The sequence below is a fragment of the Bacteroidia bacterium genome, assembly GCA_025056095.1.
In the GTDB taxonomy this organism is placed as follows: Bacteria; Bacteroidota; Bacteroidia; order JANWVE01; family JANWVE01; genus JANWVE01.
In genome coordinates this window covers 1-23,721 of sequence record JANWVW010000022.1, presented here as the reverse complement: position 1 = coordinate 23,721, position 23,721 = coordinate 1, and the positions used below count along the sequence as shown (strand labels likewise).

Genomic DNA, 23,721 nt, shown 5'->3' with positions numbered 1-23,721 from the left:
TTGCGTAGTTTGCAGCAATTGCATATTTTTGTGGTCAAAATTTGGGAGTGTTAATCGAACCATTGTGGAACTGCGACGTGAATAAATATTCTTGATCCTTTATGAGCAGCAAAACGTTTGGGTGTTAATCGAACCATTGTGGAACTGCGACAACAAGGATGCTTATGTTTCCCGTGTACGGGTCTGGGTGTTAATCGAACCATTGTGGAACTGCGACTTATACAAACTACCCCTTCTTCATCTCTTACCAATTCTCTCAAGTGTTAATCGAACCATTGTGGAACTGCGACACAAAGGTCAAGTTCCTCAATTTCTCCTTCCTCTAATACAGTGTTAATCGAACCATTGTGGAACTGCGACGGCTGCAAGGGCTTTACCTTTGCAGCTATTTTTGTATAAGTAAGAGATCTCCACACAGCGATTGAAGGTTAATTTTTAGGGCGTTTGGTTGTAGGAGTTCCGCCACAACCAAACGCCCTGTGAGCTCGCCCCTGCACAGAACTAACCTCTGCCCCTTTGTGCTTCACATAAATAAACTTCAAAGGATGATTTTATTTTACTTTATGCAAAGTTTTAGCTTGTAACTACTTGTACTTCAAGCTTAAACAAGGTAAAGACATAACTGCACAGGTCAATTGCGTGAGGGGCATGGAGCATGCCGTTAGGCAGTGCGTAGCGTTAGCGAAGCACCGAAGCGAAGCGCAGTGCGGAATGCCCCGACCCTTGCGTCAGCAAGGGGCACGCCCAAAAAATCAAATTATTTCAGACCTGCACAATAAACTAAACTCAAAGACAAGTAGTCCAAATTCAATTAAATGAGTCTTAATGAAACTTTTTGCTTAACTCTGTCAATGCTTTCTATGCTCACCTGAATAATATCACCAACCTGTACAACCTCATAAGGACTTTTGACAAAGCTTCCTCTGCCCATTTTAGAAATATGTAATAACGCATCGTTTTTAACACCTATATCCACAAAAGCGCCAAAATCTACCACATTCCGCACTGTACCTGTAAGTTCCATACCCTCTTTTAGGTCATCAATAGTCAACACATCTGAACGAAGAATAGGACCAGGCATGTCCTCACGTGGATCACGACCTGGCTTGGCTAAATTATCGCGAATTAAAAGTAATGTAGGTAAACCAATACCTGCTATTTTACATAACTTATCGCATTCTGATTTTTTGATAGACATTAACCTCTCTGCTAAGGCTTTGAAGTTTTCAATCGGAATTTGGTAGTATTCGGCTATTTTGCGTACAGCATCGTAGCTTTCGGGGTGAATGTTAGTGTTATCCAAAGGATTATCACCTGCTCGTATACGTAAGAATCCTGCGGCTTGCTCAAATACTTTTTCGCCTAAGCCAGGAACTTCTAAAAGTTGCCGTCTATTTGTAAACCGCTTGATTTTCTGCCTATAACTAACGATATTTTTAGCTATTCGTGCATTAAGCCCTGAAACATAACTTAAAAGACTAACCGATGCAGTATTTACATCTACACCTACATGATTGACACAAGACTCTACAACATCCTCTAATTTTTCTTTGAGCAGAGTTTGATTCACATCATGCTGATACATACCTACACCAATAGATTTAGGGTCAATTTTTACAAGTTCGGCTAAGGGGTCAAGTAGTCGGCGAGCAATACTGATATTACCACGTTGTGCGGCTTCTAAGTCTGGGAATTCCTCTTTTGCTAATGGCGATGCAGAATATACCGATGCCCCTGCTTCATTAACAATAGTATAATGCACAGAAAGGTTGTATTTTTTTATCATGTTAGCAATAAATTGTTCTGTTTCACGGCTAGCCGTTCCATTTCCGATGGCAATTACGTCTACTTTGTATTTTTCAATCAAATCTTTAACAATTTGTTCAGATTCAAAAATTTTAGCTTTGGGTGGAACAGGGTAAATTGTATCTCCTGCCAAGTAATCTCCGTTTTTATCTATTACGGCTACTTTACATCCTGAAACATAACCAGGGTCTATGCCCATGATAATTTTATCTAACAAAGGGGGTTGAAGTAATAGGTTGCGTAAATTTTTTGCAAATACTTCAATTGCGTGTAAGTCAGCTTTTTCGGTCATAGCAGAACGAATTTCTCGTTCAATAGCGGGTAAGATAGAGTATTTTATGCTGTATTTAATTGCTTGGGCAAGCGTTTCTGCAAAAATTGCTTTTGGATTGTATTTTAGTTTAGTTTGCACATAGTAAATGATGGTTTCTATGTCTGTTTCAATGTTTACTTCAAGCACACCTTCTTTTTCTGCTCTGTTAATGGCTAAAATTTGATGAGGTTTAAGATTTGGGATATTGTCTTTGAACTTAAAGTAAATTTCGTATTTGTAAGCATCCTCTACGGTATTCTCTTTTTTCGTGCAAGTTAAGATACCTTCTTTTTGGACAAAATTGCGTATCCATTGGCGAAGGTCTGCACGGTCAGAGATCTGCTCCATAACAATATACATTGCACCTTCTAAAGCTTGCTTTGTGTCTTTTACTTTATCATTGAGAAATTGAGCAATTATTTCATTTTTATTACCTTCTAGTAGTTGTGTGTCTAGTACTTTTTCGGCTAAGGGCAAAAGTCCATTTTCAATAGCAATAGCTCCTTTGGTTTTGCGCTTAGGTTTGTAGGGCAAGTAAAGGTCTTCTAACTCTGTAAGATTATCGCAATGTATAATTTGTAGTTCTAATTCGGGAGTAAGTTTATTCTGCTCTCGGATAGTGTTGAGGATAGTTTCTTTACGCTCTTGAAGCTGCTTGACATATTTCAAAGCACTTTCAATTGATCGAATCTGGTCTTCATCCATGCCATCTGTACGCTCTTTACGATACCGCGCAATAAAAGGCACAGTAGCACCATCCTCTAAGAGCGCAATCGTAGCTTGAACTGAATGCAGAGGTAAATTTACTCTCTTTTGAACTAATTCTGCTATCAGCATGGCACAAAAGTAAAGATAAAACGGTTACTTAAAAAACAACTTCATAGATTGACTTTTATCCTAAAAATTGGTATTTTTGTAAAAATTGGTATGAATATCAGAAGGGAGTTTTACTTGTTCATGAATATGGGCTCGAAAGCCGTCAATCAAATTATTCTGATTAACGTAGCTACTTTTTTGATTACAGGAGCTCTTTACGTGTTTTTTTTCTTATTTAATAAGCTTGAGATTTATCGCTATTACATCAAGTATGTACAATTGCCTGCTAGTTTTATGCAGCTTGCACAACAACCTTGGTCATTAGTTACTTACATGTTTTTGCACGCAGGTATTTTTCATATTTTATTTAACATGCTTTGGTTATATTGGTTAGGAAAGTCCTTATCTGAATACCAAGGAGATACAAAAGTTTGGTACACTTATGTTTTTGGTGGGCTATTGGGGGGAATGTTGTTCATGATTGCTTTCAATGTTTTTCCTGTTTTTAAGCCGACTATAAGTTATTCTTATGCCGTAGGTGCAAGCGCTGGGGTAATGGCTATTTTAACGGCGTTAGCTACTTTAATCCCTAATCAGCGAATAGTTTTGTTTTTGTTTGGAGAGATTAAAATGAAATGGTTTACTTTAATTGTATTTGCCATTGATTTTTTAATGATTGGAGGTAACAATGCGGGCGGACACATAGCCCATATTGGCGGAGCAATATGGGGTTTTTTGTATATTACGTTACTAAAAAGGGGAATAGATATTTACATGCCTTTTCAACGTTTTTTTGCTCAATTAAAACAATACAGAACTCGAAAAAAAGGTATGAAAATTGTCCACTCTGCTTATTCTGTGGAGTATCAAAGTAAAGCAGGATATATTTCAGAGCATATAGAAAGAGTACAAGTATCTTCACAAAATGATGACGAAATCCCTACACAAGAAGAGATAGACCGAATTTTAGACAAAATTTTAGAAAAAGGCATTCACAGTCTTACCAAAAAAGAAAGGGAAACGCTGTCCAAGTTCAAAGATGTATAAAAATAAAAACAAGGGGATTATCTTGTACAGATAGACCCCCTCGCCCAATCAATCAAACTTAACCTCTTTTACTTAAACGCAACGCTCTATCATTTAGTTACAAATAAAAATATAATTTGCATTAAAAGATGACGTAAATCTAAAAAACCTCAAAGAAGGTACATGTATTTTTTACAAGGTTTATTATTTTTGCCCTATTCTATATGATAGTAAGCAGTGCTACAATTACGCCGAAAGGTGCAGCTAAAAACCAAGATGCTAGCTGGATAGGACATACTCAAAACTATAAAGTAATGGCTGTAGCAGATGGAATAGGTTCTTTTGAGTTTGCAGAATTAGCTGCTCAATTTGCCTGCCAAGCTATTGCAGAATATACTCAAAAAAACTCTGTACAATCATTTGATATGTTTGAAGCTTTTACGTACGCACAGAACTTTTTAAGCAAAAAAGCCAACCAATATTTGCATCAAAACAACATACAACCTGTTGATATAGATTTATTTGGTACCACGTTAATTGTAGCTGTGGAAATAGATGATGAATTTATTTGTGGCTACTGTGGCAATGGAGGAATTTTTCATATTCGTGGCAACTTTGACCACTTCCAAAATACTCAATACCTGCCCTGGAACGCTATCAATTACCTTAATCCGCACACTGTACAAAATGCACAAGGTAGGGAAGCGCTGTACAAATTTCTCTCTCCTCAAAGTACTACTACCGAATATTTGCCCACAACTTTACGAATATCCAAAGACAATCAATGGTATGGGGATATATTAGTCATCTGTACGGATGGCATATTTTCTAACGACCAAGTTCAAATCGGGAAGGATAGCAAAGACAATATTTGGATACAGGGACAAAAAACCATATCCATTCTCTACGAATATCTCAAACCTTTACCGCTTACAAAAGAAAGACTTAATCAAAAAATGCATCAATATCTTGCCCATCTTTTAGAAAATAAACTATTAGATGATGATGCTACTTTGGCTATTTCTATTTCTCAAACTGCCATAAGCTACCACCAAAAACGCCAACATGAAACAGCTTAAACCTATTTTTTGGCTGTGTTTGAGTATAGTCAGTTCTTTTCATTTAGGTTGTTTTAGACTAACGCCTACTCCAAAAGGTCAAACGCTGCTTAAAACCGTAAATGTTCAAATGGCATATCAAAAGAAATGGGTTGCTAAAAGTGAGCTGCCAAGCACCAGCAATATACTAGCCCTATCTGCACAGCATGCACACAGTCAAATTGGGTTTGGAAAAATAGTTCTGCTTCGTCCTAAGGTAGTTTTGTATAAAATAGGTATCCGCTTTCCAAATACAGAGCGCAGAATTCCCAACTGGCTAATAAATAAAGTAGGAGAAAAACCTATCGTTTATGACCGTTTGGCTAACCTTTCGCGACTTCCCATTATACAAAAATATTTAGCGCAGCATGGCTTTTTTAGAGCAAAAGTAGGCATCATAGATACCACTAAAAAAGGTCTATTCCCTAAAAAAATGACAAACTTAGTCTATCGTATTGAACTCAATCAACCTACCCGGATAGAAAAAGTTGTATATGTATGTAAAGACGAAGATGTTAATGCTATCATTCAGAGCACATTGCCCAAAGCAGAGATAAAAGCAGGCGACATCTATAATGAAGATAAAATTTCTGCGGAGCGAGATAGAATTTACAACGAGCTTAAAAATAGAGGATACTATTTTTATACTAAGAATGCTTTTTCTGTATGGGTAGATACCATCAATGTATCGCAGCCATGTGTGGCTATTTTATACATAAATATTCAAGATACAGAGGAGCGCTTGTCCCCTTGGCTGTATGATAGTGTAAAAGTGTACATACGGGATTACAGAGGTTCGTTAATCAATTATGAGTTTCATCCTTCACGCCGTTTGAGAAAAATTTTATCTAGACATCCCGACACAAGTATTGTCAATTTGTATAAGAAATGGCAGCCTTATCGCAGGTATGCTGCGGATTTTCATAATTTAGACTATTTTGGTTTTGTAAGTCAAAGGGATACTATTGAAGCTATCCGCTTGCGCGTCAAACGTGATGCTGATTCTGTGCTTTCGCTCATTTCACCCGCTTTTGCAAAATATTGGCAAAATACTGTGGATACCCTATATGCCCCTGTACCCAAACAAGCCCGAAAAGAGATTTTAGGTAAACTCCGCTTGGATGCTGCTGCAATAGATGATGAAATGTATAAAAACCTTTCTAAACGTAAGAAAAAGAGACTTAAAAAAGGTAAAACGATTATTGCCGATCCTCTTAGCAGCACAGAACGAGAAGCTATGATTAACCTTTATTCTTTTTGGTTATGGCAACGTAGTTTTTTGCATAAGCATCATTTACTTAATCAAAAGTACCCCCAGTGGCGTCATGACGAACCAGCTGCTATTGAAGCCCGTGCAGTATTTATGGAAGGTATTTTGCGTGCAAAAGTCCCTTTGTTCAAAAAAGAATATGACCGCAAAATGCTCCAAGATACATTAAGAGTAGATAACCTTATTATTATTGGGCATACTCACCGAATCAAGTTAGACCTATTGCGAGAAAAAATATCTTTTCCTCACCTTCAACCTTATTCTATTGAGCAGAAAAACCTAGTACAAGGGCGCTTAGACCTCTTAAACATGTTTCGCAATGTTAAAATTAACTTTGAAAAATCCAAAAGACCTCAACTTTTGAATGTAATTGTAGACTTAACTTTACATCATCGCAATGAATATCAATATCGCCCGTATATCAATTCACGCAATAGTAATAATGCCAACAATAGTAATGCAAATAACATAGATTTAGGTAACGGATTGATATTCCGTAACCGAAATACATTCAGGCGCGCAGAACGATTAGAATTTAACATTAACTTTTACACAGCGCTCAACCGAGCAGCTCAACAAGATCCTACTCGCAACCCTTTACGGAGTTCAAACCTAGAGTTTTCTGCTCAAATGGTTATGCCGCGAGTGTTCGGAAAGCAAATAATAGATCCTATTGTCAATTTGTTCAGAAAAAAAGAGAATAGGCATAATTTGTTTCTCAATCCTTACACAACCATAAATACAAAGTTGATATTTGAAAGTCGGCAAAATTACATACGTACGCGCCTTACAGGAATTGTTAATTACGAGTGGTTACACCACCGCTTTGCACGAAGTTCTTTCTCTCCTGTGGTAATGAGTTATGTCAATCCTAGACTATATGCCAATTTTTATACAGATTTGAACCTTGCTGCAAGGAATATCTATCCTACGGACAGCATCAGGCAGCTCAATTACAAACAACAAGTTTTGTTAGACTTTTCACCTACTATTCTTACTGCTGCAAGGTACACTTATACCTACAACGATTATACTTCGGGTGTTAATAGAAAAATTGCCTACTTTTTTTCAGGGACTATTGAGGTAGGAAATAACCTTGCCTATTGGATAGATACTTACCAACTTAAAAAGGATAGTTCAAAAACGGATTTACGGATTGCTAATCGTTTATTTTTTAGCCAATATGTCAAAACTGCGATAGAGTTCAGGTGGTACATGCCGATATATGAAAAGTTCATTTTTGCTATGAGAATTGCAGGGGGATGGGCTACACCGTATAATCGTTCTTATTTTATTCCTTATGACCAACGGTTTTTTTTAGGAGGTTCTAATTCCTTACGTGGGTGGGCGCCGCGTACTGTGGGACCAGGCAGCGCAGGCACAGTCAACACGCCGTTTATTGACCAAGGCGGTGAAATAATGATGGAGTCTAACATTGAAATTCGCAGAAAGCTTTTTGAAGCAGGTGGAATTTTCTACGGCGGATTATTTTTTGATATCGGTAACACGTGGTATAATCCTATCAATAAGCATAAGTCGCCTACGCATGTACGAAGTGAAGCTATTTTTGACATTGACCGCTTTGCCCAAGAGCTGGCTTCAGATGTAGGTTTTGGGTTGCGAATGGATTTTTCTTTTTTGCTCATTCGTTTAGATTTGGCGTACAGAGTTACTGATCCTGCTGAACCATTAGGTAGTCGTTATGTGTTGAATAAACGTTTTTCGCAGACTTTTCGCCGCAAGCCCGCAGGTTTGATGCGCCAAAGTTGGGGACCTCAATTTAATTTAGGATTAGGTTTGCCTTTTTAAAGTTTAAGTTTTTGGGCGTATCCCTCGCTTGCGCAAAGATCGGAGCATTCCGCACGTAGCCCGCAGCACGCCGCCCTTGCTCATACAAGTGCAGCGAATTATAGGCAAGGTCGCGCCCAAAAAATTATTAAGCGTTTTATAAAATAATAGCAAAAAGAAACTTTCTATAACAGATACACTATACAAAATTTGCTTATCTTTGCAAAAAATGAGAGTATTTTTAGGGGACTCAAAAGTTGAAATTGAAATAGAGAACGAACCTTCATTAGGTAGAGGAGGTGAGGGAGGAGTGTACAGGGTACTACGCCCCGCAGAATATACATCGTACTGCGTCAAAATTTACAACGAAAATAAAATCACCCCAGAAAAAATTCGAAAATTAGAATATCTACTCAAAAATAGCCCTATTTTGGACAGCAAAGGGCATCGTTCCGTAATATGGATTGAAAATTTAGTATATCGCCGCAAAGATAGTTCCAGAAATTATGTTTTTCAAGGAATTTTAATGCCCATCGCAGAAGGTTACCCAGTAGAATACCTCTGTGCATATAAATTTCCAATTAGCCGAATTAAACCTAATGAAACCACCTTATACACTAAATTTGACCGTTCCCATCATGATTCTCTTAAAACTCGGCTAGCTGTGTGCTATAACATCGCAGTATCCGTAGCCCAACTTCACCAAAAACAAATATATGTGCATGGAGATATCAAACCTGAAAACATTATATTCAATCATAAAGGCAAAGTATCTATCATTGATTTTGATACAGTACAAGTAATACAAAATGGTAAGCTGCTCTTCCCTGCTTTGGCACACACACCTGAATATGTTCCACCCATGTACCAAAAATCTGACCTCAAAAACACGCTCTTTATACCTTTTGTAGATGTTTTTAGTATGACAGTCATTTTTTACCGAATTTTAATGGGGATTCACCCTTTCGCTTCTACAAACTTCAAAGCCCCCTACCAAAACGTTACTGATATTCCCACAGCAATTCAAGAAAAGCTTTTTCCCTTCGGAAAAAAACAAAAATACTTTAACCAACTCTCGCCCCCACACCATAATTTCAAAAAATTACCTAAACATATTCAAGACCTTTTTCTGGAAGTTTTAGAAAATGAAAACACTGCTATCAGCGCAGTAGATTGGATGGAAGCTATCAACCCTCAAAAACCTCGATTACAATTTCCTCTTTTACCGCTCACAAAGGTTACCTATAATCTGCCCATTGAAGATTTAACTACATTTACGTTTGAACCCAACCCTGTTCTTAATTTACCTACTTATATTGATAATCAATACGATAAGTACCACTGGGTGGATGAAGGTAGCCTTAAACCCAGCTTGTTAGATATGGTTTTCAGAAGTCAAAAAGCCCGCGCAGCAAACGAAATTATCTACCTTCAAAATGCCTGTAAAGAGCTTATTAGTGAGTACAAACAACTCAAAAAGAAGCACAGCGACATGCTTATGCACTATGCTTTACAATCCCGAAATATAGCCCAAAAAGCCCAACAGACTTATAACAATCTACTTAATCAAAGTAAAGACCTTTTCTTTTTGCATCTGTCTAACGAAAATCAATATCAAGCTTGTAGAGATAAAGCCTATCAACTGCTTGAAAAATGGCTTTATCAACAAATTCAGCAAAATCCTAAAATAAAATTATGGTACACGCAATACTTTTCAGAAATGCAAAAACTAACCCAAAGTCAATCTTTAATACGTTCTAATCACATACACGATATTCAGCAAATAGTACAACACAAAAAACTTTCTTTTGAAGAAGCTAAGCAAGAGTATCTAAAAAACCTATCTCAAAAATACGCGCAGCAAATAGCTGCTATTGAAGAACAAATTCAACAACTACGAAAAAACATAGATAAACAACAATGGGAAACACACCCTTGGATACAAGCAGAGCTATCAAAAGTGCGGATAGAAGACTCAAATTTACCTGCTTTTATTGTCAAACAATTCGTTAAAGCAGGTTTTTATACTGCTGCGGATATCGTAGATATAGATGAAAAAGGACAAGTTTTAGACAATCAAGGTAATTTTGTCAAGATACCGCAAATTGGATTTACTCGCGCCAACGAAGTATGGACATGGAAAAATAACCTTCTCAAAACTCTAAAAAAAGAAGCTAAAAAACAAAATATAGACCTTAACCAATTTGATACACCTGAAATTTTAGCCAAAAAAGCAGAAATAGAGGTACTTAAAAACGAACTAGCCAACCTTGAAACTCAAATTAAGTCCTATGAGTTTAAGACAAATAGTACCATAGAGCAACTTACTGCACAGTTTTGGTATCAAGTGTTCAAAGAAACTTCCACACGGTTAGAGCACATTATTGAACCTGCCGTAAAAGAATATGAAAAATTTGTGCGAGAGCATAATCCGAGTTCTACAATAGCACAACTTAAAGCGATTATAGATGAACACAACGAAAAACAGTTAGAACTCAAACTGTACTATGAAAATACTCATCAAGCGTACATAAGAAAAAAGACTGAAATAGAAACTAAAATTCAGGAAAATATCAAGCAGATTAAAGAACTTTGGAAATGTTTGTAAATTTGTTCAATGATAGAAGTTCCGATTATTAACCGTTCTAATAATCCTTTACCTTTTTATGCTACCGAACAAGCCGCAGGAATGGACATTATGGCTGCGATTGACGAACCGATTACTCTCCATAGTTTAGAAAGAGTACTTGTTCCAACAGGTTTATATATTGCTTTGCCCGAAGGATATGAAGCCCAAATACGCCCTCGTAGTGGTTTAGCCATTCAACATGGGATTACTTTGCTCAATGCCCCAGGCACAATAGATGCAGACTATCGCGGGGAAATTAAGATTATTTTGGTTAATTTAAGTAAAACTCCCTATACCATTCAACCCGGTGAGCGTATAGCTCAAATGGTCATAACAAAATGTGAAAAAGTTATATGGCAGCCCACAGATACTCTTCCAACTACACAGAGAAATTCAGGGGGATTTGGACACACAGGAAAGTAAAAAATTAGCTTGTCTAAAAGTGTGATGAATTTCAATTTGTGTTCTACTGCCAAGCGTACAAAACAAAAACTCTAACTTGTAAAAAATAATTGTCATTTTATTCTATCCCCAATATTCCTTTTTTAAGGTGATACACCTCTGTATAGCCCTTTTCTATGAGATACTCCCCTGCATTCAGGCTGCGAATACCACTATGGCAGTATAAAACAATCGGTCTAGTTTTATCCAATAAAGTGGTAGCTTTGGCATAAAATTCACTCATAGGAATATGAATACCGCCTATGTTGAACCTCTTTCGCTCTTCTATGGTTCGCACATCTACTAATTGGATAATTTTTGACTGATTTTGCCATTGTCTTAAAGTAGCATAAGTAATTTCTTTGACAGACATACCATAACTTCTTACGTACTAAGCTTAGTTTTTCTTTTGATAGTAGCTAATCGGATGTTTTAGACCTTGGGCATCTTCTATCACAAACTTAACGCTGCCAATAGGTAAAGTTCCTTCGCCTGCTACAAGAATATGATTAGCGTCTTTGGTTATCCAAAAATACATATCGCCTTTGAATTGTGTGAAGCCGCTTTCTTTTAGCAAAGGTTTTAACCTCATACAGTTTATTTTACCAAAGGGAGTTTTTATTACTTCATCTTTCTCATATAAAACTTTAATTGTAGAAACTTTTCGGTCAATAAATGCTTCGGTTTCAAAGGTAGTTCCCATAGGTACGTCCATTGCATTTTTACTTCTTAAAAAATAGAAAAAGGAAATCATATCTTGGCTAAATCTTGGCACAGCATAGCTTTGGCTACCTACGTATGCTTTTTGGTTTCTTTGGTCAAATAAACAATATTCAGAAGCTTTGAATCTTCCTTCGTTGAGTTCTTTTCTGAAATACCAAGGGAATATTCCATCTACGTCTACGTAAGTTTCATAGCGGTCAATTACAGGGTACATTGCATCTACTGCGCCTTTTGTTACCATAGTGGCTACGATGTGATAACATTTTCTTCCTGAAACTTCCACGGGATTAGGTAAAATTTCCATAAATACTTTTCCTGCGCTCATCATTCCATATTTAACTTTGTAAGTCAGCCGTTCTCCGTAATCAAAAGCATCATATTCTAGGTAGCGTAAAGGTTGAACCTTGTCTGATGTAACTACTACTTCTGATAAATCTACTAATGGAATACCGTTATTGTCATTTTTAAGGACATAATCAGCACTCTGTGCAATTATCAATCGGTTGGTAATAAGTAATAAAATTCCTGCCAAAAATATCTTTTGCATATTGATACGGTTGCAAAAGGTAAGCCAATTTATTTGTAGTAGGTCTAAATTTTGGGTGTACCCCTTGCTGACCAAGGGTCGGAGCATTCCGCACGTAGCCCGCAGCACGCCGTCCTTATGGGCAAAAGCCCACAAGCACACGCCCAAAAAATTAACTTTTCATAATTTTTCTGTTTGTACACAAGAATCCGTTCTTTGAGTTGTTGAAAATTGCTTTTGCTACTACTTTTTTACGTGACTGGTTTTCAATCATCTACAAGTTCTTGCTTTTTTAGTTCAAGCATACGTTATTTGTTTTTAGGTCAGTATGAAAAAGTATTTATTGAGCGACTTCAAATATGATTTTTCTGCGAGCATAGTAGTTTTTTTAGTGGCTTTGCCGTTGTGCTTAGGTATTGCCATAGCTTCAGATGCACCGCCCTTTTCAGGGCTAATAGCAGGTATAGTAGGCGGTATAGTGATAGGAATACTAAGCGGTTCATCATTAAGTGTATCAGGACCTGCGGCAGGATTAGCTACAATTATTTCTGCGGAAATACATAACATAGGTTCATTTGAAGGATTTTTAGTAGCCGTAGTTATAGCAGGCTGCTTACAGTGCCTATTAGGCTTACTCAGACTGCATGTAATTGCTTATTTCTTCCCCTCTGCGGTTATTAAAGGAATGTTGGTTTCTATCGGTCTACTTTTGATATTCAAGCAACTTCCCCATGCATTAGGATACGATAAAGAAGCTTTTGGGGCAGATGAATTTGAGAACAAAATTACAGATGAAAATACCTTCACAGCTATTATTTCTGCCTTCAAATACGCAAACATGGAAGCAGTTATCATAAGCACTGTTTCTTTACTTATTTTGATTGTGTGGGAAACTCAATGGTTCAAAAAGATAAGAATTATTCCAGGAGCTTTAATAGCCGTGGTAATTTCTGTGCTGTTGAATATCTATTTAGATAGTTTTGCTTTTTTTAGGTTAGGAAGGGAACATTTAGTTACTATTCCAATAGTTAGTTCGGCAAAAGGTCTGCAGGATGCTTTTATTTTTCCTGATTTCTCCTTTGTTTATGAAAAAAAAGTATGGATAGCTGCTTTTACACTTTGCATAGTTGCTAGTTTAGAAACTTTATTAAGCATTGAAGCAATAGATAAGTTAGATCCATACAAAAGAGAAACGCCCTTGGCTAGAGAACTATTTGCGCAAGGCGTAGGGAATACTTTCTCAGGTTTGATAGGGGGATTACCTATTACAGCAGTTATTGTGCGCAGCTCGGCTAATGTTAATGCAGGTGCTAAAACAAAAGTATCCACTATTTTACATGGATTTTTGCTGTTAGTATGTGTAGCTTTTATACCGCAGATGCTTAACAAAATTCCCCAAGCTAGTTTAGCGGCTATTTTACTTTATACAGGCTACAAGTTAGCTAAGCCCAAAATATTCATTACTACCTACCAATTGGGCAAAAATCAATTTTTTCCTTTTTTGATGACTATTTTGGTTGTTTTGTTTTCAGACTTGCTCAAGGGAATTGCTGCAGGTATGCTGGTATCAGGCTTTTTTATTTTGAGAGAAAATTACAAAAATTTTTCCAAGTTCAATGAAGTTAAACAGAAAGATAATTACATGGTTATTCGTTTATCTGAACAAATGACTTTTCTCAATAAAGCTCGTTTGAGAGAGATATTACAAAGAATTCCCCAAGGTACTCATGTTAAAATTGATGCTTCTCGTTGTGCTTTTATTGACGTAGATGTTTTAGAGGTTATTTATGATTTTAAGGATACAGCAAAGCAAAAAGGCATACTTTTAGAACTTGTGAACATTCCTGATATTCACTAAGAAATTTTAATCTTCACTTATGATGACGAACTCGATGCGCTGATTGGCTTTTCTTCCTTCAGGAGTGTTATTATCTGCAATAGGCTGTTTTGAACCCATACCTTCTGCTTTCAGGCGAGATACGTTTACGTTATTTCTCACTAAATAATTTACCACAGCTGCAGCTCTTTCATAAGATAACTTATTGGCTAAGTCTGCGGACATATCATTAGCCACATGACCTATTATCTTAACCTTAAGATCTGGATTGTCTAAAAGCAAATTAACTAAAAAGTCTAACTCTTTTTGAGATGCTTTTACATTTATTTGACTGCTTTTTGGATCCATAAAGACAATATTTTTCAAAGTTCCTCTGGCACCTGCACTCCTTTTACTTAGCTTGATGGTTGGAACTGTGAAATCATTCGCATTTTCGGGAATAGTAAAATTGTCTGTCGTAAAAATGTAGCCATCTTTGGACACTTGTATAGCATACGTACGCCCTACGGGCAAATTGGTTTTGAATCTACCTGTGGCATCAGCAGATATTGTTTGACTTATTGCATTTTTGGTAATATCTGTAATTGTAACTTTTGCGTTAATTCCTGCGTTAGAGATAGCATCATTGACTTGTCCTACAACGCTGACCATTTTATCTTTTTTGAGATAGGACATCTTGACTCGGTAAATGTCGTGAGCGCCTTTACTATCTTTTGTTCCAGCAATTCCTCTGCGGTTAGAAGAGAAGTAGCCATATTCGCCACTTGGTGTTATGCAGAAATATTTTTCGTCAGCTTCAGTATTAACAGGAAATTGCAATTTTTCAGGTGGGGACCACTCTGAACCAATTAAAAATGAACGGTATATGTCGTATGCATCTGCCCTTTTTTGCCCGTTTGAGCTGAAGTAAAGTACGTAGCTACTGCCATCATGGGTAATAAAAGGTGAAAGTTCAGAAAATGGTGTATTAATAGTGCTGCCCATGTTTTTAGGTGTGCTCCATGTGTCTCCTTGTTTTTCACAAATGTAAATATCATGCTGCCCTATTCCTCCGCTACGAAGAGAAGAAAATACTAAGTATCTACCGTCAGGAGATACACAAGGATGGGCATCCCAAGAAGTAGAATTAACAGGACCAGGTAAAGGTTTAGGTGTAGTAGGTTTTCCTCCCGAGATATCGCTGTAAAATATGTCGCACATTCTTTCTTTACCTGCATCTCGCGTAAGATATACACGGCTTCCATCACTTGTTACAAAAGGTGCTCCTTCGTTTTCTCGGGTGTTAAATATAGAGACATTTTTAGGTTCACTCCATTTTCCTGTTGTAGGGTCCCTTTTAGAAGACCATATATCTTCGCCCCCTACGCCTCCAGGTCTAGTGGAAGTAAATAAAATAGAGTTATCATCTCTGAAAGCAGGTTCATAGTCATCATAAGGAGAGCATAATTCGGCTATATGTTCAACTACGATAACATCTTGTAATTTATCAGGCTTGATTTTATGCTGCTCAATTTTGTTTTCTGTTGCTTTTGGGTTACTATCCATAAAAGCAGTCCAAATAATCAGAGTAAAGATTACTATGCTATATAATGACTTATGCAACATACCATTATGTGTCAAATTAAATAAACTATTGCAAAGATAAGGTATTTTTTATTTTTTTCTGTATTCAAACCTTATGCAAAAATTTTTTTGCCATGGATGCAAGGTGTTATTTTGTGTTTAGCGTAGAGATTTAGCCTAAGGCGGCTACCCCAGGTAAAGTTTTACCCTCTATGTATTCTAGTAATGCACCTCCTCCTGTGGAGATATAGGATACTTTATCCGCGTATCCTGATTGAGTTATGGCAGCTGCAGAGTCGCCCCCTCCAATTAAAGAAAAAGCACCTTTTTCTGTAGCTTCTGCAATGAGTTTTGCCACAGCAAAAGTACCTTTGGCAAAGTTGGGCATTTCAAACACTCCCATAGGCCCATTCCAAAGTATAGTTTTAGCTCTTTTAATCTCCTCACCGAATTGATGAATGGCAATTTCTCCGATGTCTAGTCCCATATATCCCTTTGGAATAGATTTACTATTGGCATAAGTAATATGCGCATCGTTGGCAAATTTATCGGCTACTACCGAGTCATAAGGTAGTAGTATTTTCACTCCTTTACTTTCTGCTTTTTTAAGAAGTTCAAGTGAGTATTCTAATTTGTCTTGTTCGCATAAAGAATTACCTATCTCAAACCCTAAAGCCTTGAAAAAGGTATAAGCCATTCCTCCGCCAATTAAAATAGTATCTACTACTTCCATCAATCGCTCAATAATCAAAATTTTGTCAGATACTTTTGCCCCTCCTAATACAGCAACAAAAGGCTTTTGTGCATGCCTCAATACACGATTGGCATTTTCTATTTCAGAGAACATCAAAAAACCTGCATATTTCTCTTCGAAAAAATTAGCTATTTGGTATACACTTGCATGCGCGCGGTGTGCTGTTCCAAAAGCATCATTTACATACACTTGACCTAACCGAGCTAATTTTTTAGCAAACTCTATATCACCTTTTTCCTCTTCGGGGTAAAAACGTAAATTTTCTATCAGTAATACCTGACCAGGTTCTAAATTCATTACTTTTTCTAATGTATTTTCACTTATGCAATCATCAGCGAAATATACTTCCTTGCCTAGTAATTTACTCAAAGGTTCAACTAAGTGTTTAAGGCTATATCTCTCTTCGTATCCTCCTTTGGGTCTGCCCAAATGACTCATCAAAATAACTGTATTGTTGCTTTTTATCAAATGTTGAATAGTAGGTAAAGCGCCTTTTAATCGAGTGTCATCAGTTACCTGATAGTTTTTATCTAGAGGTACATTAAAATCTACGCGCACTAAAACACGTTTATTTGAACCGCTGTATTCCTTAATAGACTTCATAGCCGCAAAGGTACAAAAATCGCAATTTAGGATACAAGCTATTTGTTTTTTGTTTTAATTTGTGATGAAATTTAAGAAATGAAAACTTGCAAAGTTTTAGTGTGTTTGTTTTTTATTTGTTTAAGTGTAGCCCACTGGGCAAAGCCGACTGTTCAAAAATATTGGATATTTTTCAAAGATAAACCTCATACTGTTGAAAAAGTAAATTCCGACCTTTGGTTGGATGCTGACATTTTTAATGGCTACAAGCGTGAAATTGAAAAGTGGAGTAAAATAGAAAATGAATCCAAATGGCTCAATGCAGTTACAGTTTATTTAGCCCCTGGGGAAGTAGAGCTGATAAAAAAGTTATATTTTGTTCAAAGTGTACACCCTGTGGCTACGATTACACAAACTGAATATAAAAATTATCAAAAGAAGTCAAAGCCTGTGATTAAAAACAATCTTCCCAAAAAATATATAGAAGAGCAAGAAAAAGATGCTAAAAAACTTACTCCAAAAGACTATGGTATCACTTACACTCAAAATGCTTTGACTAAAATTACAGAACTACATAAACTGGGCTATACAGGTAAGGGAATTAGAATTTGTGTAATGGATGGTGGTTTTCCACATGTGGATGAAAACCCTTATTTTGAGCGCCTTCGTAAGAAAAAACGTATTATTAAAACGTATGATTTTGTAGAGAAAGAAGAGAATGTGTATAACGAAACAAATGAGCATGGTTCGGAAGTGCTTTCTACTATTGCAGGATATATTGAAGGTAGTTTTATTGGTGGTGCTTTTGATGCAGAATTTTTACTCGCCCGAACTGAAGATGCCCGTAGTGAAACTCGTGCAGAAGAAGATAACTGGGTAGCAGGTGCAGAATGGGCATATAAGAATGGTGCAAGAATTATCTCCTCTTCATTGGGATATACTCGTTTTGATGATAAAACTGGGTATGAATATAAGGACCTAAATGGTAAAGTATCTCCCGTAAGTAGAGCAGCTACTTTGGCGGCACGTAGAGGAATCATAGTGCTTATCTCCGCAGGAAATGAAGGCGACAATGGATGGCATTACATTAGTACTCCTGCTGATGCTGATTCAGTTATTTCAGTAGGCGCTGTGGATCCTGATAACTGGCGCACCAGCTTTAGTTCGTACGGGCCTACAGCAGATAAACGCATAAAGCCAGATGTAATGAGTATGGGTGGAAATGTAGCCGTAGCCAAAGGAAAAAAAGGAGAAGACTATGTAGATGGAACTTCCTTTGCTTGCCCTTTGACTACTGCGGTTGTAGCTTGTTTGCTGCAATCTAAGCCAAATGCTACTTGGAAAGAAATTTATATTGCGCTTACCAGCACTGCAGACCAAGCTTTTAGCCCGGATTCCTCTCACGGTTACGGAGTTATCAATGCATACCGCGCATACCATGCTTTGCATAAGCTTGAACTCAAAAACCCTGATACTTTAAATGTTGTTAAAAATCCTATCTATATTAAACCTGTCTATAAAAAAAGCATCAAAGGATTTGAAATAATGCTATGCTTTTACCTACCTGAAAACGCTCCTCTAGATAAAATTCGTATATCTATGGAAGATAGTTTAGGAAATCTCATTTCAGATAACATCCTTTCTGGTGAGGATAGACTTCGCCTAGGCAGGAATATGTTCCCAATAAGCAAAGCAGCATTGATTCGTTTATCTAAAATTGTTAATCAAAAAGAAAATAACGAAGCCATTTTGCGCCTTTGGATTGACGGTAAAGAATTTGGTAACTATCGCTTTAAAGATAAATAACTTTTTGTATGGCACTGATTACATCTATTTCAGGCATTAGAGGCACCATAGGGGGAAGACCCAAAGAAGCACTTACTCCCATAGATGTGGTCAAATTCACTGCTGCGTATGCAAAATGGTGCCAAGTACAACATAAAAAACAGCATTGTACCGTAGTAGTAGGTAGAGATGCCCGCATATCAGGCAGTATGATAGAAGGGTTAGTTGTTAATACTCTGCTCTCTATGGGTATAAATGTACTCAACCTTGGACTTTCTACTACTCCTACCGTAGAAATGGCTGTAATAATAGAAAAAGCAGAAGGCGGCATTATTCTTACAGCAAGTCATAACCCCAAAGAATGGAATGCACTTAAACTCTTAAATGAAAGAGGTGAATTTATTTCTGCCCAGGAAGGGGAAAAGGTTTTACAATTTGCTCAGCAGGATACTTTCTCTTTTGCTGATATTGACCACATAGGTACGCTTAAAACTCTGCCAAATTACATTGAGAAGCATATTCAACGTATTTTAACTTTACCTTTGGTCAAAGATGAGCAAATCAAAAAGCGTAATTTTGTGATAGTTGTAGACGGAATAAACAGTACAGGTGGAATAGCAGTCCCTGCCTTGCTCAAAGCTTTGGGAGTATCGCATGTGATTGAACTCAATTGCCAGCCCACTGGAGATTTTGCGCACAATCCTGAACCTTTACCTGAACATTTGAGTGAGATTAGTAAGGCAGTAGTGCAGCATAAAGCAGATTTAGGTATAGTAGTAGATCCTGATGTAGATAGGTTAGCTTTTGTTTGTGAAGATGGAAGCATGTTTGGTGAAGAGTACACTTTAGTAGCAGTAGCTGATTATGTTTTGTCTAAAAAAGTAGGGAATACTGTAAGTAATTTATCCTCTTCTCGGGCTTTGAGAGATATTACCATACTTCGCGGTGGGAATTACAGCGCTGCACCTGTAGGTGAGGTGAATGTAGTTGCTGAAATGAAGCGCACTCATGCAGTTATTGGCGGAGAAGGCAATGGTGGTATTATTTACCCTGACTTGCACTATGGAAGAGATGCTTTGGTCGGTATTGCTTTATTTTTGAGCTATATAGCAGAAAAAAAACAACCTTTAACAGCTATAAAAGCGGCTTTTCCCCAGTATTACATGTACAAAGGAAAGTTAAGCTTATCCGAAAAAATTGATTTTAAGGTAATCCTTGACACTTTGCAAAAAGTGTATAGAGATGCCGAATTTAATACCATAGATGGCATAAAAATAGATTTTACCGACAGTTGGATTCATCTTCGCAGGTCTAATACAGAACCTATTGTACGCATTTATACCGAAGCTAAAAATCCGCAAAAAGCTCAAAAACTTGCCCAAGAAGTGATTGAAATTCTACAAAAACCTAATTTGTCTTCGTAAGAGGAAAAATTTGTGGGCGCCCCTGCGAAGCAGGGGCGCCCAAACAACACTACATCCACTGCCACTCTTTTCGCAACTTTGCCCTAACCTATTTACCCAAACCTAAGACTAAACTCCACACAAATAAACAAACTCACTTATGGCTTTGTTTCAAAATCGTATATTTGCAAACCTGATGAAAAAACTAAATACAGTTACATACACTGTTTTAATAATCCTCATACTCTTTTTGCTAAATATACTTTTATCTCGTTGGGTAGCTCGTATAGACTTAACCCGAGAAAAGCGTTTTACACTCTCCGCATCTACAAAAAAATTACTTAGAGAATTAAAGGACCCTGTCTTTTTCAAAATTTACTTAGAAAGCAAAAACTTCCCTACGGATATTCAGCACTATCGTAATTCTATTAAATATCACTTAGATGTACTTAAAGCGTACGCAGGTTCCAATATTCAATATCAGTTTGTAGACCCTTCGGATAACAAAGATTTACAAGTTCGTCTAGCCAAAGAAGGGATGATAGATAGCTACATTGACCAAAAAGATGAACTTTCTGCCCCTACCCCTGTAAGTTATTTTCCTGCCTTGTCTGCTACGTATAGAGGGCGTGAAATATTTTACAAGTTAGTCAAGGGACAAGGTAAAAGAAGTGAAAAAATGCTCAACGCTGAACAAAATTTAGAGTATGACTTTTCTGCCGTAATTAAAATGCTGCAAAATGAAAGTAAGCCTCAAATTGCTTTTTTGCGCGGACAAGGTGAACTAGATTTCAAGTACCTTCAAGACCTAAAAAACATGCTTCGTGAAAGCTACGACATAACTGAAATAGACCTGCGCACAGGAAATCCTATTCCGCTTACCATAAGTGCTTTGATAGTCATGAAGCCTCAATACAAGTTTTCTGAACGTGTCAAGTACGAAATTGATCAATACTTGATGAACGGCGGAAATATTATTTGGTGTATTGACCCCATAGCCGCAGATTTTAGTAACAATGATAGCTTAGCTTTTAGTCTCAATCTTAACCTAAAAGACATGTTCTTAAAGTATGGATTTAGAGTAAATGAAAATTTAGTCCAAGACTTACGCTCCTGTGGTAAAATTTTATTAACGCCACGTTATGGCACTGAACCTACTCCTGTGCCTGTTACGTATTATCCTAAAGTTGTATTATTCCCTAATCATCCCACAGTAAGTAATTTAGTAGCTGTCAACACTTTTTTTGCTTCTTCAATAGATACAGTTAACAATAATGACCCTGATATTCGCAAAACGCCTGTTTTGGTAACTTCGCCTTATAGCCGTGCTACGGGACAACCTATTATTATCACTATTCAAAAAGCCTTACAACCTCCTACCCCTGATGAACTCAAACAATTTACTACTTCAAAAATTATAGGTTTAGCTTTGGAAGGTAAGTTTACTTCTGTTTTTGAGAACAGACAACCCCCCATAGATAGCTTAGCTAAAAACCCACCAAAAGCACCTATGCTGACAAAAGGTAAGTACGCGCGCATGCTTGTAATTGGTGATGGCGATATTGTACTAAACAAACCTTTACCGAATGGTAGTATGCAACCTGTACCCAAAGACAACCTCATGCTCATAAAAAATACCTTAGATTGGATGACTTTGGATGAAGAGATGATTGCTTTACGTGGTAAAACAGTTAAAGTGCGACTATTAGACACTGCCAAAGTCAAGAAAAACAAAAAGTTTATTCAAATGACGAACGTAACTTTGCCTATATTAGTTGTAACAATTTTGGGAGTATTGTACTATCAAGTTAGAAAAAGAAGATTTGCAAAATAGGCTATGAAAAGCAGCACATTTATTACAAATATCACTTGCGAACGTTGTGTGCAAGAAGTAAGTGAAGTGTTAAAAAATACACACTGGATAAAAAGTTTTACTTTTGAAGATAGTAATGGCAAAAACTATCTCAAAGTCAATTTTCACGAAGCGTATTCTGCAAAAGATATAATTCATTTAATACAAAAACTAGGCTACACGGCTAAAGAAAAAAAGTCTTTGTTACGTTTCTTCGGACTTTGAGCTTATTAGCAAATATGGAGATTATACACCAAAAACACTTTTCAGTTAACTTTACTCAACCTCTGGTAGTTACACTTGGGGTTTATGATGGCGTACACATTGGTCATCAACACGTTTTGCGAACTTTAACGCAATACACTCAACAAATAGGTGGTAAATCATTGCTGCTTACTTTTTATCCGCATCCGCGAAAAGTACTTTATCCTGACCAACCGTTATTTTTGCTCAATACTTTGGAAGAGCGATTAGAAAAACTAAAAAAGCAAGGTTTAGACTATATATGGGTATATCCTTTTGACCAAGAGTTTGCTAATCAGACCGCAGTAGAGTTTGTAAAAAACTTTATTGTAAAAATACTAAAAGCTCATACTATTTTTGTCGGCTATGACCATAAATTTGGCAAAAATAGAGAAGGGGGTTATGCATTATTTGAAAAATTAGGCAGAGAGTATCATTTCAAAGTTGTTGAAATACCTGCGTATCAGATAGACCAAGTAAATGTAAGCAGTACTAAAATTAGAAGTGCCCTGTATGATGGCGATATTTTGACAGCAAATAATTTTTTAGGATACGAATATTCTCTATCAGGTACAGTAATCAAAGGTAAACAAATTGGGCGTAGAATAGGCTTTCCGACAGCTAATATTGCTTTATTCAGCCGAGAGAAGCTCATTCCCAAATCAGGTGTGTATGTGAGTAAAGTAAAAGTAAATCATCATATATGGTATGGCATTACAAATATTGGCTATAAGCCTACTGTAGAAGAGTCAAACGAGCTGCACATTGAAATACACATTTTTGACTTCTCTGATGATATTTATGGCGAAGTATTGGAGGTCTTTCCTTTACGGTACATTCGTAATGAGCAAAAATTTGAGAGTATAGACGCCCTTTGCAAGCAAATTCAACAGGATAAAAACACAGCTTTGGAATATCTTCGTACTATGAATTTGTCTTAGTTTGTTCAGGTTAGGTCTAAAATTTTTTTGGGCGTGCCCCTTGCTAACGCAAGGGTCGGGGCATTCCGCACTACGCTTTCGCTTCGGTGCTTCGTTGCGCTACGCACTGCCTATCGGCATGCTCCATGCCCCTCACGCAGATGACCTGTGCGACCATGTCTTTACCTTGTTTAAGCTTGAAGTACAAGTACTCATAAACTAAAACTTTGCATAAAGCAAAATAGAACAATTTTTTGCAGTTGAGTTGTATGAGTGTATAAATAGGTGTTAGCCCTGTGCAGGGGCGTGTTGGGCGTTCGGTTGTGGGCGTTCCGCCCACAACCGAA

18 protein-coding genes and 1 CRISPR repeat array are annotated in these 23,721 nt (G+C 37.0%); of the genes, 12 read left to right on the top strand and 6 right to left on the bottom strand.

Annotated elements, in window-relative coordinates; genetic code table 11:
- Positions 1-47: 47 nt before the first annotated feature.
- A CRISPR array of direct repeats spans positions 48-360; the repeat unit is 30 nt; unit sequence GTGTTAATCGAACCATTGTGGAACTGCGAC.
- Positions 361-588: 228 nt separating this feature from the next.
- Positions 589-819, top strand: coding sequence for a hypothetical protein (locus tag NZ519_03265; GenBank protein ID MCS7027763.1), 231 nt, complete (start codon positions 589-591; stop codon positions 817-819).
- On the opposite strand, the gene NZ519_03260 is transcribed toward NZ519_03265, so the two are convergent.
- Entirely contained in the window at positions 812-2,956 is a 2,145-nt protein-coding gene (locus NZ519_03260) for an RNA-binding transcriptional accessory protein (protein ID MCS7027762.1), read from the bottom strand. The two genes, NZ519_03265 and NZ519_03260, sit on opposite strands and share 8 nt — an antisense overlap.
- Before the next feature lie 126 nt (positions 2,957-3,082).
- On the opposite strand from NZ519_03260, the gene NZ519_03255 reads away from it, so the two are divergent.
- The 5 genes from NZ519_03255 (at position 3,083) to dut (ending at position 11,168) form a co-directional block, all read left to right on the top strand.
- Complete coding sequence (locus NZ519_03255; GenBank protein MCS7027761.1) at positions 3,083-3,982, top strand: rhomboid family intramembrane serine protease; 900 nt, start codon at positions 3,083-3,085, stop codon at positions 3,980-3,982.
- A 203-nt stretch (positions 3,983-4,185) separates the two neighbouring features.
- A complete protein-coding gene (locus tag NZ519_03250; GenBank protein MCS7027760.1) occupies positions 4,186-5,040 on the top strand; it encodes a protein phosphatase 2C domain-containing protein in 855 nt (284 codons plus the stop codon).
- A 19-nt stretch (positions 5,041-5,059) separates the two neighbouring features.
- Entirely contained in the window at positions 5,060-8,137 is a 3,078-nt protein-coding gene (locus NZ519_03245; protein MCS7027759.1) for an outer membrane protein assembly factor, read from the top strand.
- A gap of 208 nt (positions 8,138-8,345) precedes the next feature.
- Complete coding sequence (locus NZ519_03240) at positions 8,346-10,724, top strand: protein kinase (protein MCS7027758.1); 2,379 nt, start codon at positions 8,346-8,348, stop codon at positions 10,722-10,724.
- Positions 10,725-10,736: 12 nt separating this feature from the next.
- A complete protein-coding gene (gene dut / locus NZ519_03235) occupies positions 10,737-11,168 on the top strand; it encodes a dUTP diphosphatase (protein MCS7027757.1) in 432 nt (143 codons plus the stop codon).
- 97 nt (positions 11,169-11,265) lie between these two features.
- Here the strand turns inward: dut and NZ519_03230 are convergent, their stop codons facing one another.
- Positions 11,266-11,559 (bottom strand): rhodanese-like domain-containing protein, encoded by a 294-nt coding sequence (locus NZ519_03230; protein MCS7027756.1) that lies wholly within the window; start codon positions 11,557-11,559, stop codon positions 11,266-11,268.
- 24 nt (positions 11,560-11,583) lie between these two features.
- Positions 11,584-12,597: a DUF3108 domain-containing protein gene (locus tag NZ519_03225; protein MCS7027755.1), complete on the bottom strand. Its 1,014-nt coding sequence runs from the start codon at positions 12,595-12,597 to the stop codon at positions 11,584-11,586.
- A 166-nt stretch (positions 12,598-12,763) separates the two neighbouring features.
- Between NZ519_03225 and NZ519_03220 the strand changes: the two genes are divergently transcribed.
- A complete protein-coding gene (locus NZ519_03220) occupies positions 12,764-14,293 on the top strand; it encodes a SulP family inorganic anion transporter (protein MCS7027754.1) in 1,530 nt (509 codons plus the stop codon).
- A gap of 6 nt (positions 14,294-14,299) precedes the next feature.
- Here the strand turns inward: NZ519_03220 and NZ519_03215 are convergent, their stop codons facing one another.
- On the bottom strand, positions 14,300-15,817 hold the full coding sequence (locus tag NZ519_03215; GenBank protein ID MCS7027753.1) for an OmpA family protein: 1,518 nt from the start codon (positions 15,815-15,817) through the stop codon (positions 14,300-14,302).
- 190 nt (positions 15,818-16,007) lie between these two features.
- A complete protein-coding gene (locus NZ519_03210; GenBank protein ID MCS7027752.1) occupies positions 16,008-17,192 on the bottom strand; it encodes a phosphoglycerate kinase in 1,185 nt (394 codons plus the stop codon).
- Between the two features lie 78 nt (positions 17,193-17,270).
- Between NZ519_03210 and NZ519_03205 the strand changes: the two genes are divergently transcribed.
- The 5 genes from NZ519_03205 to NZ519_03185 all read left to right on the top strand — a co-directional run bounded on the left by NZ519_03205 (position 17,271) and on the right by NZ519_03185 (position 23,395).
- On the top strand, positions 17,271-18,977 hold the full coding sequence (locus tag NZ519_03205) for a S8 family serine peptidase (protein MCS7027751.1): 1,707 nt from the start codon (positions 17,271-17,273) through the stop codon (positions 18,975-18,977).
- Between the two features lie 8 nt (positions 18,978-18,985).
- Positions 18,986-20,380: a phosphoglucosamine mutase gene (glmM, locus tag NZ519_03200; protein MCS7027750.1), complete on the top strand. Its 1,395-nt coding sequence runs from the start codon at positions 18,986-18,988 to the stop codon at positions 20,378-20,380.
- A gap of 175 nt (positions 20,381-20,555) precedes the next feature.
- Positions 20,556-22,193 carry a Gldg family protein gene (locus tag NZ519_03195; protein ID MCS7027749.1) on the top strand — a complete coding sequence of 546 codons (1,638 nt, stop codon included), beginning with the start codon at positions 20,556-20,558 and terminating at the stop codon, positions 22,191-22,193.
- 3 nt (positions 22,194-22,196) lie between these two features.
- Entirely contained in the window at positions 22,197-22,436 is a 240-nt protein-coding gene (locus NZ519_03190) for a heavy-metal-associated domain-containing protein (GenBank protein MCS7027748.1), read from the top strand.
- Positions 22,437-22,450: 14 nt separating this feature from the next.
- Positions 22,451-23,395 carry a bifunctional riboflavin kinase/FAD synthetase gene (locus NZ519_03185; protein ID MCS7027747.1) on the top strand — a complete coding sequence of 315 codons (945 nt, stop codon included), beginning with the start codon at positions 22,451-22,453 and terminating at the stop codon, positions 23,393-23,395.
- A 70-nt stretch (positions 23,396-23,465) separates the two neighbouring features.
- Here NZ519_03185 and NZ519_03180 read toward each other — a convergent pair.
- A partial coding sequence (locus tag NZ519_03180) for a hypothetical protein (GenBank protein MCS7027746.1) occupies positions 23,466-23,721 on the bottom strand: 256 nt, incomplete at its 5' end.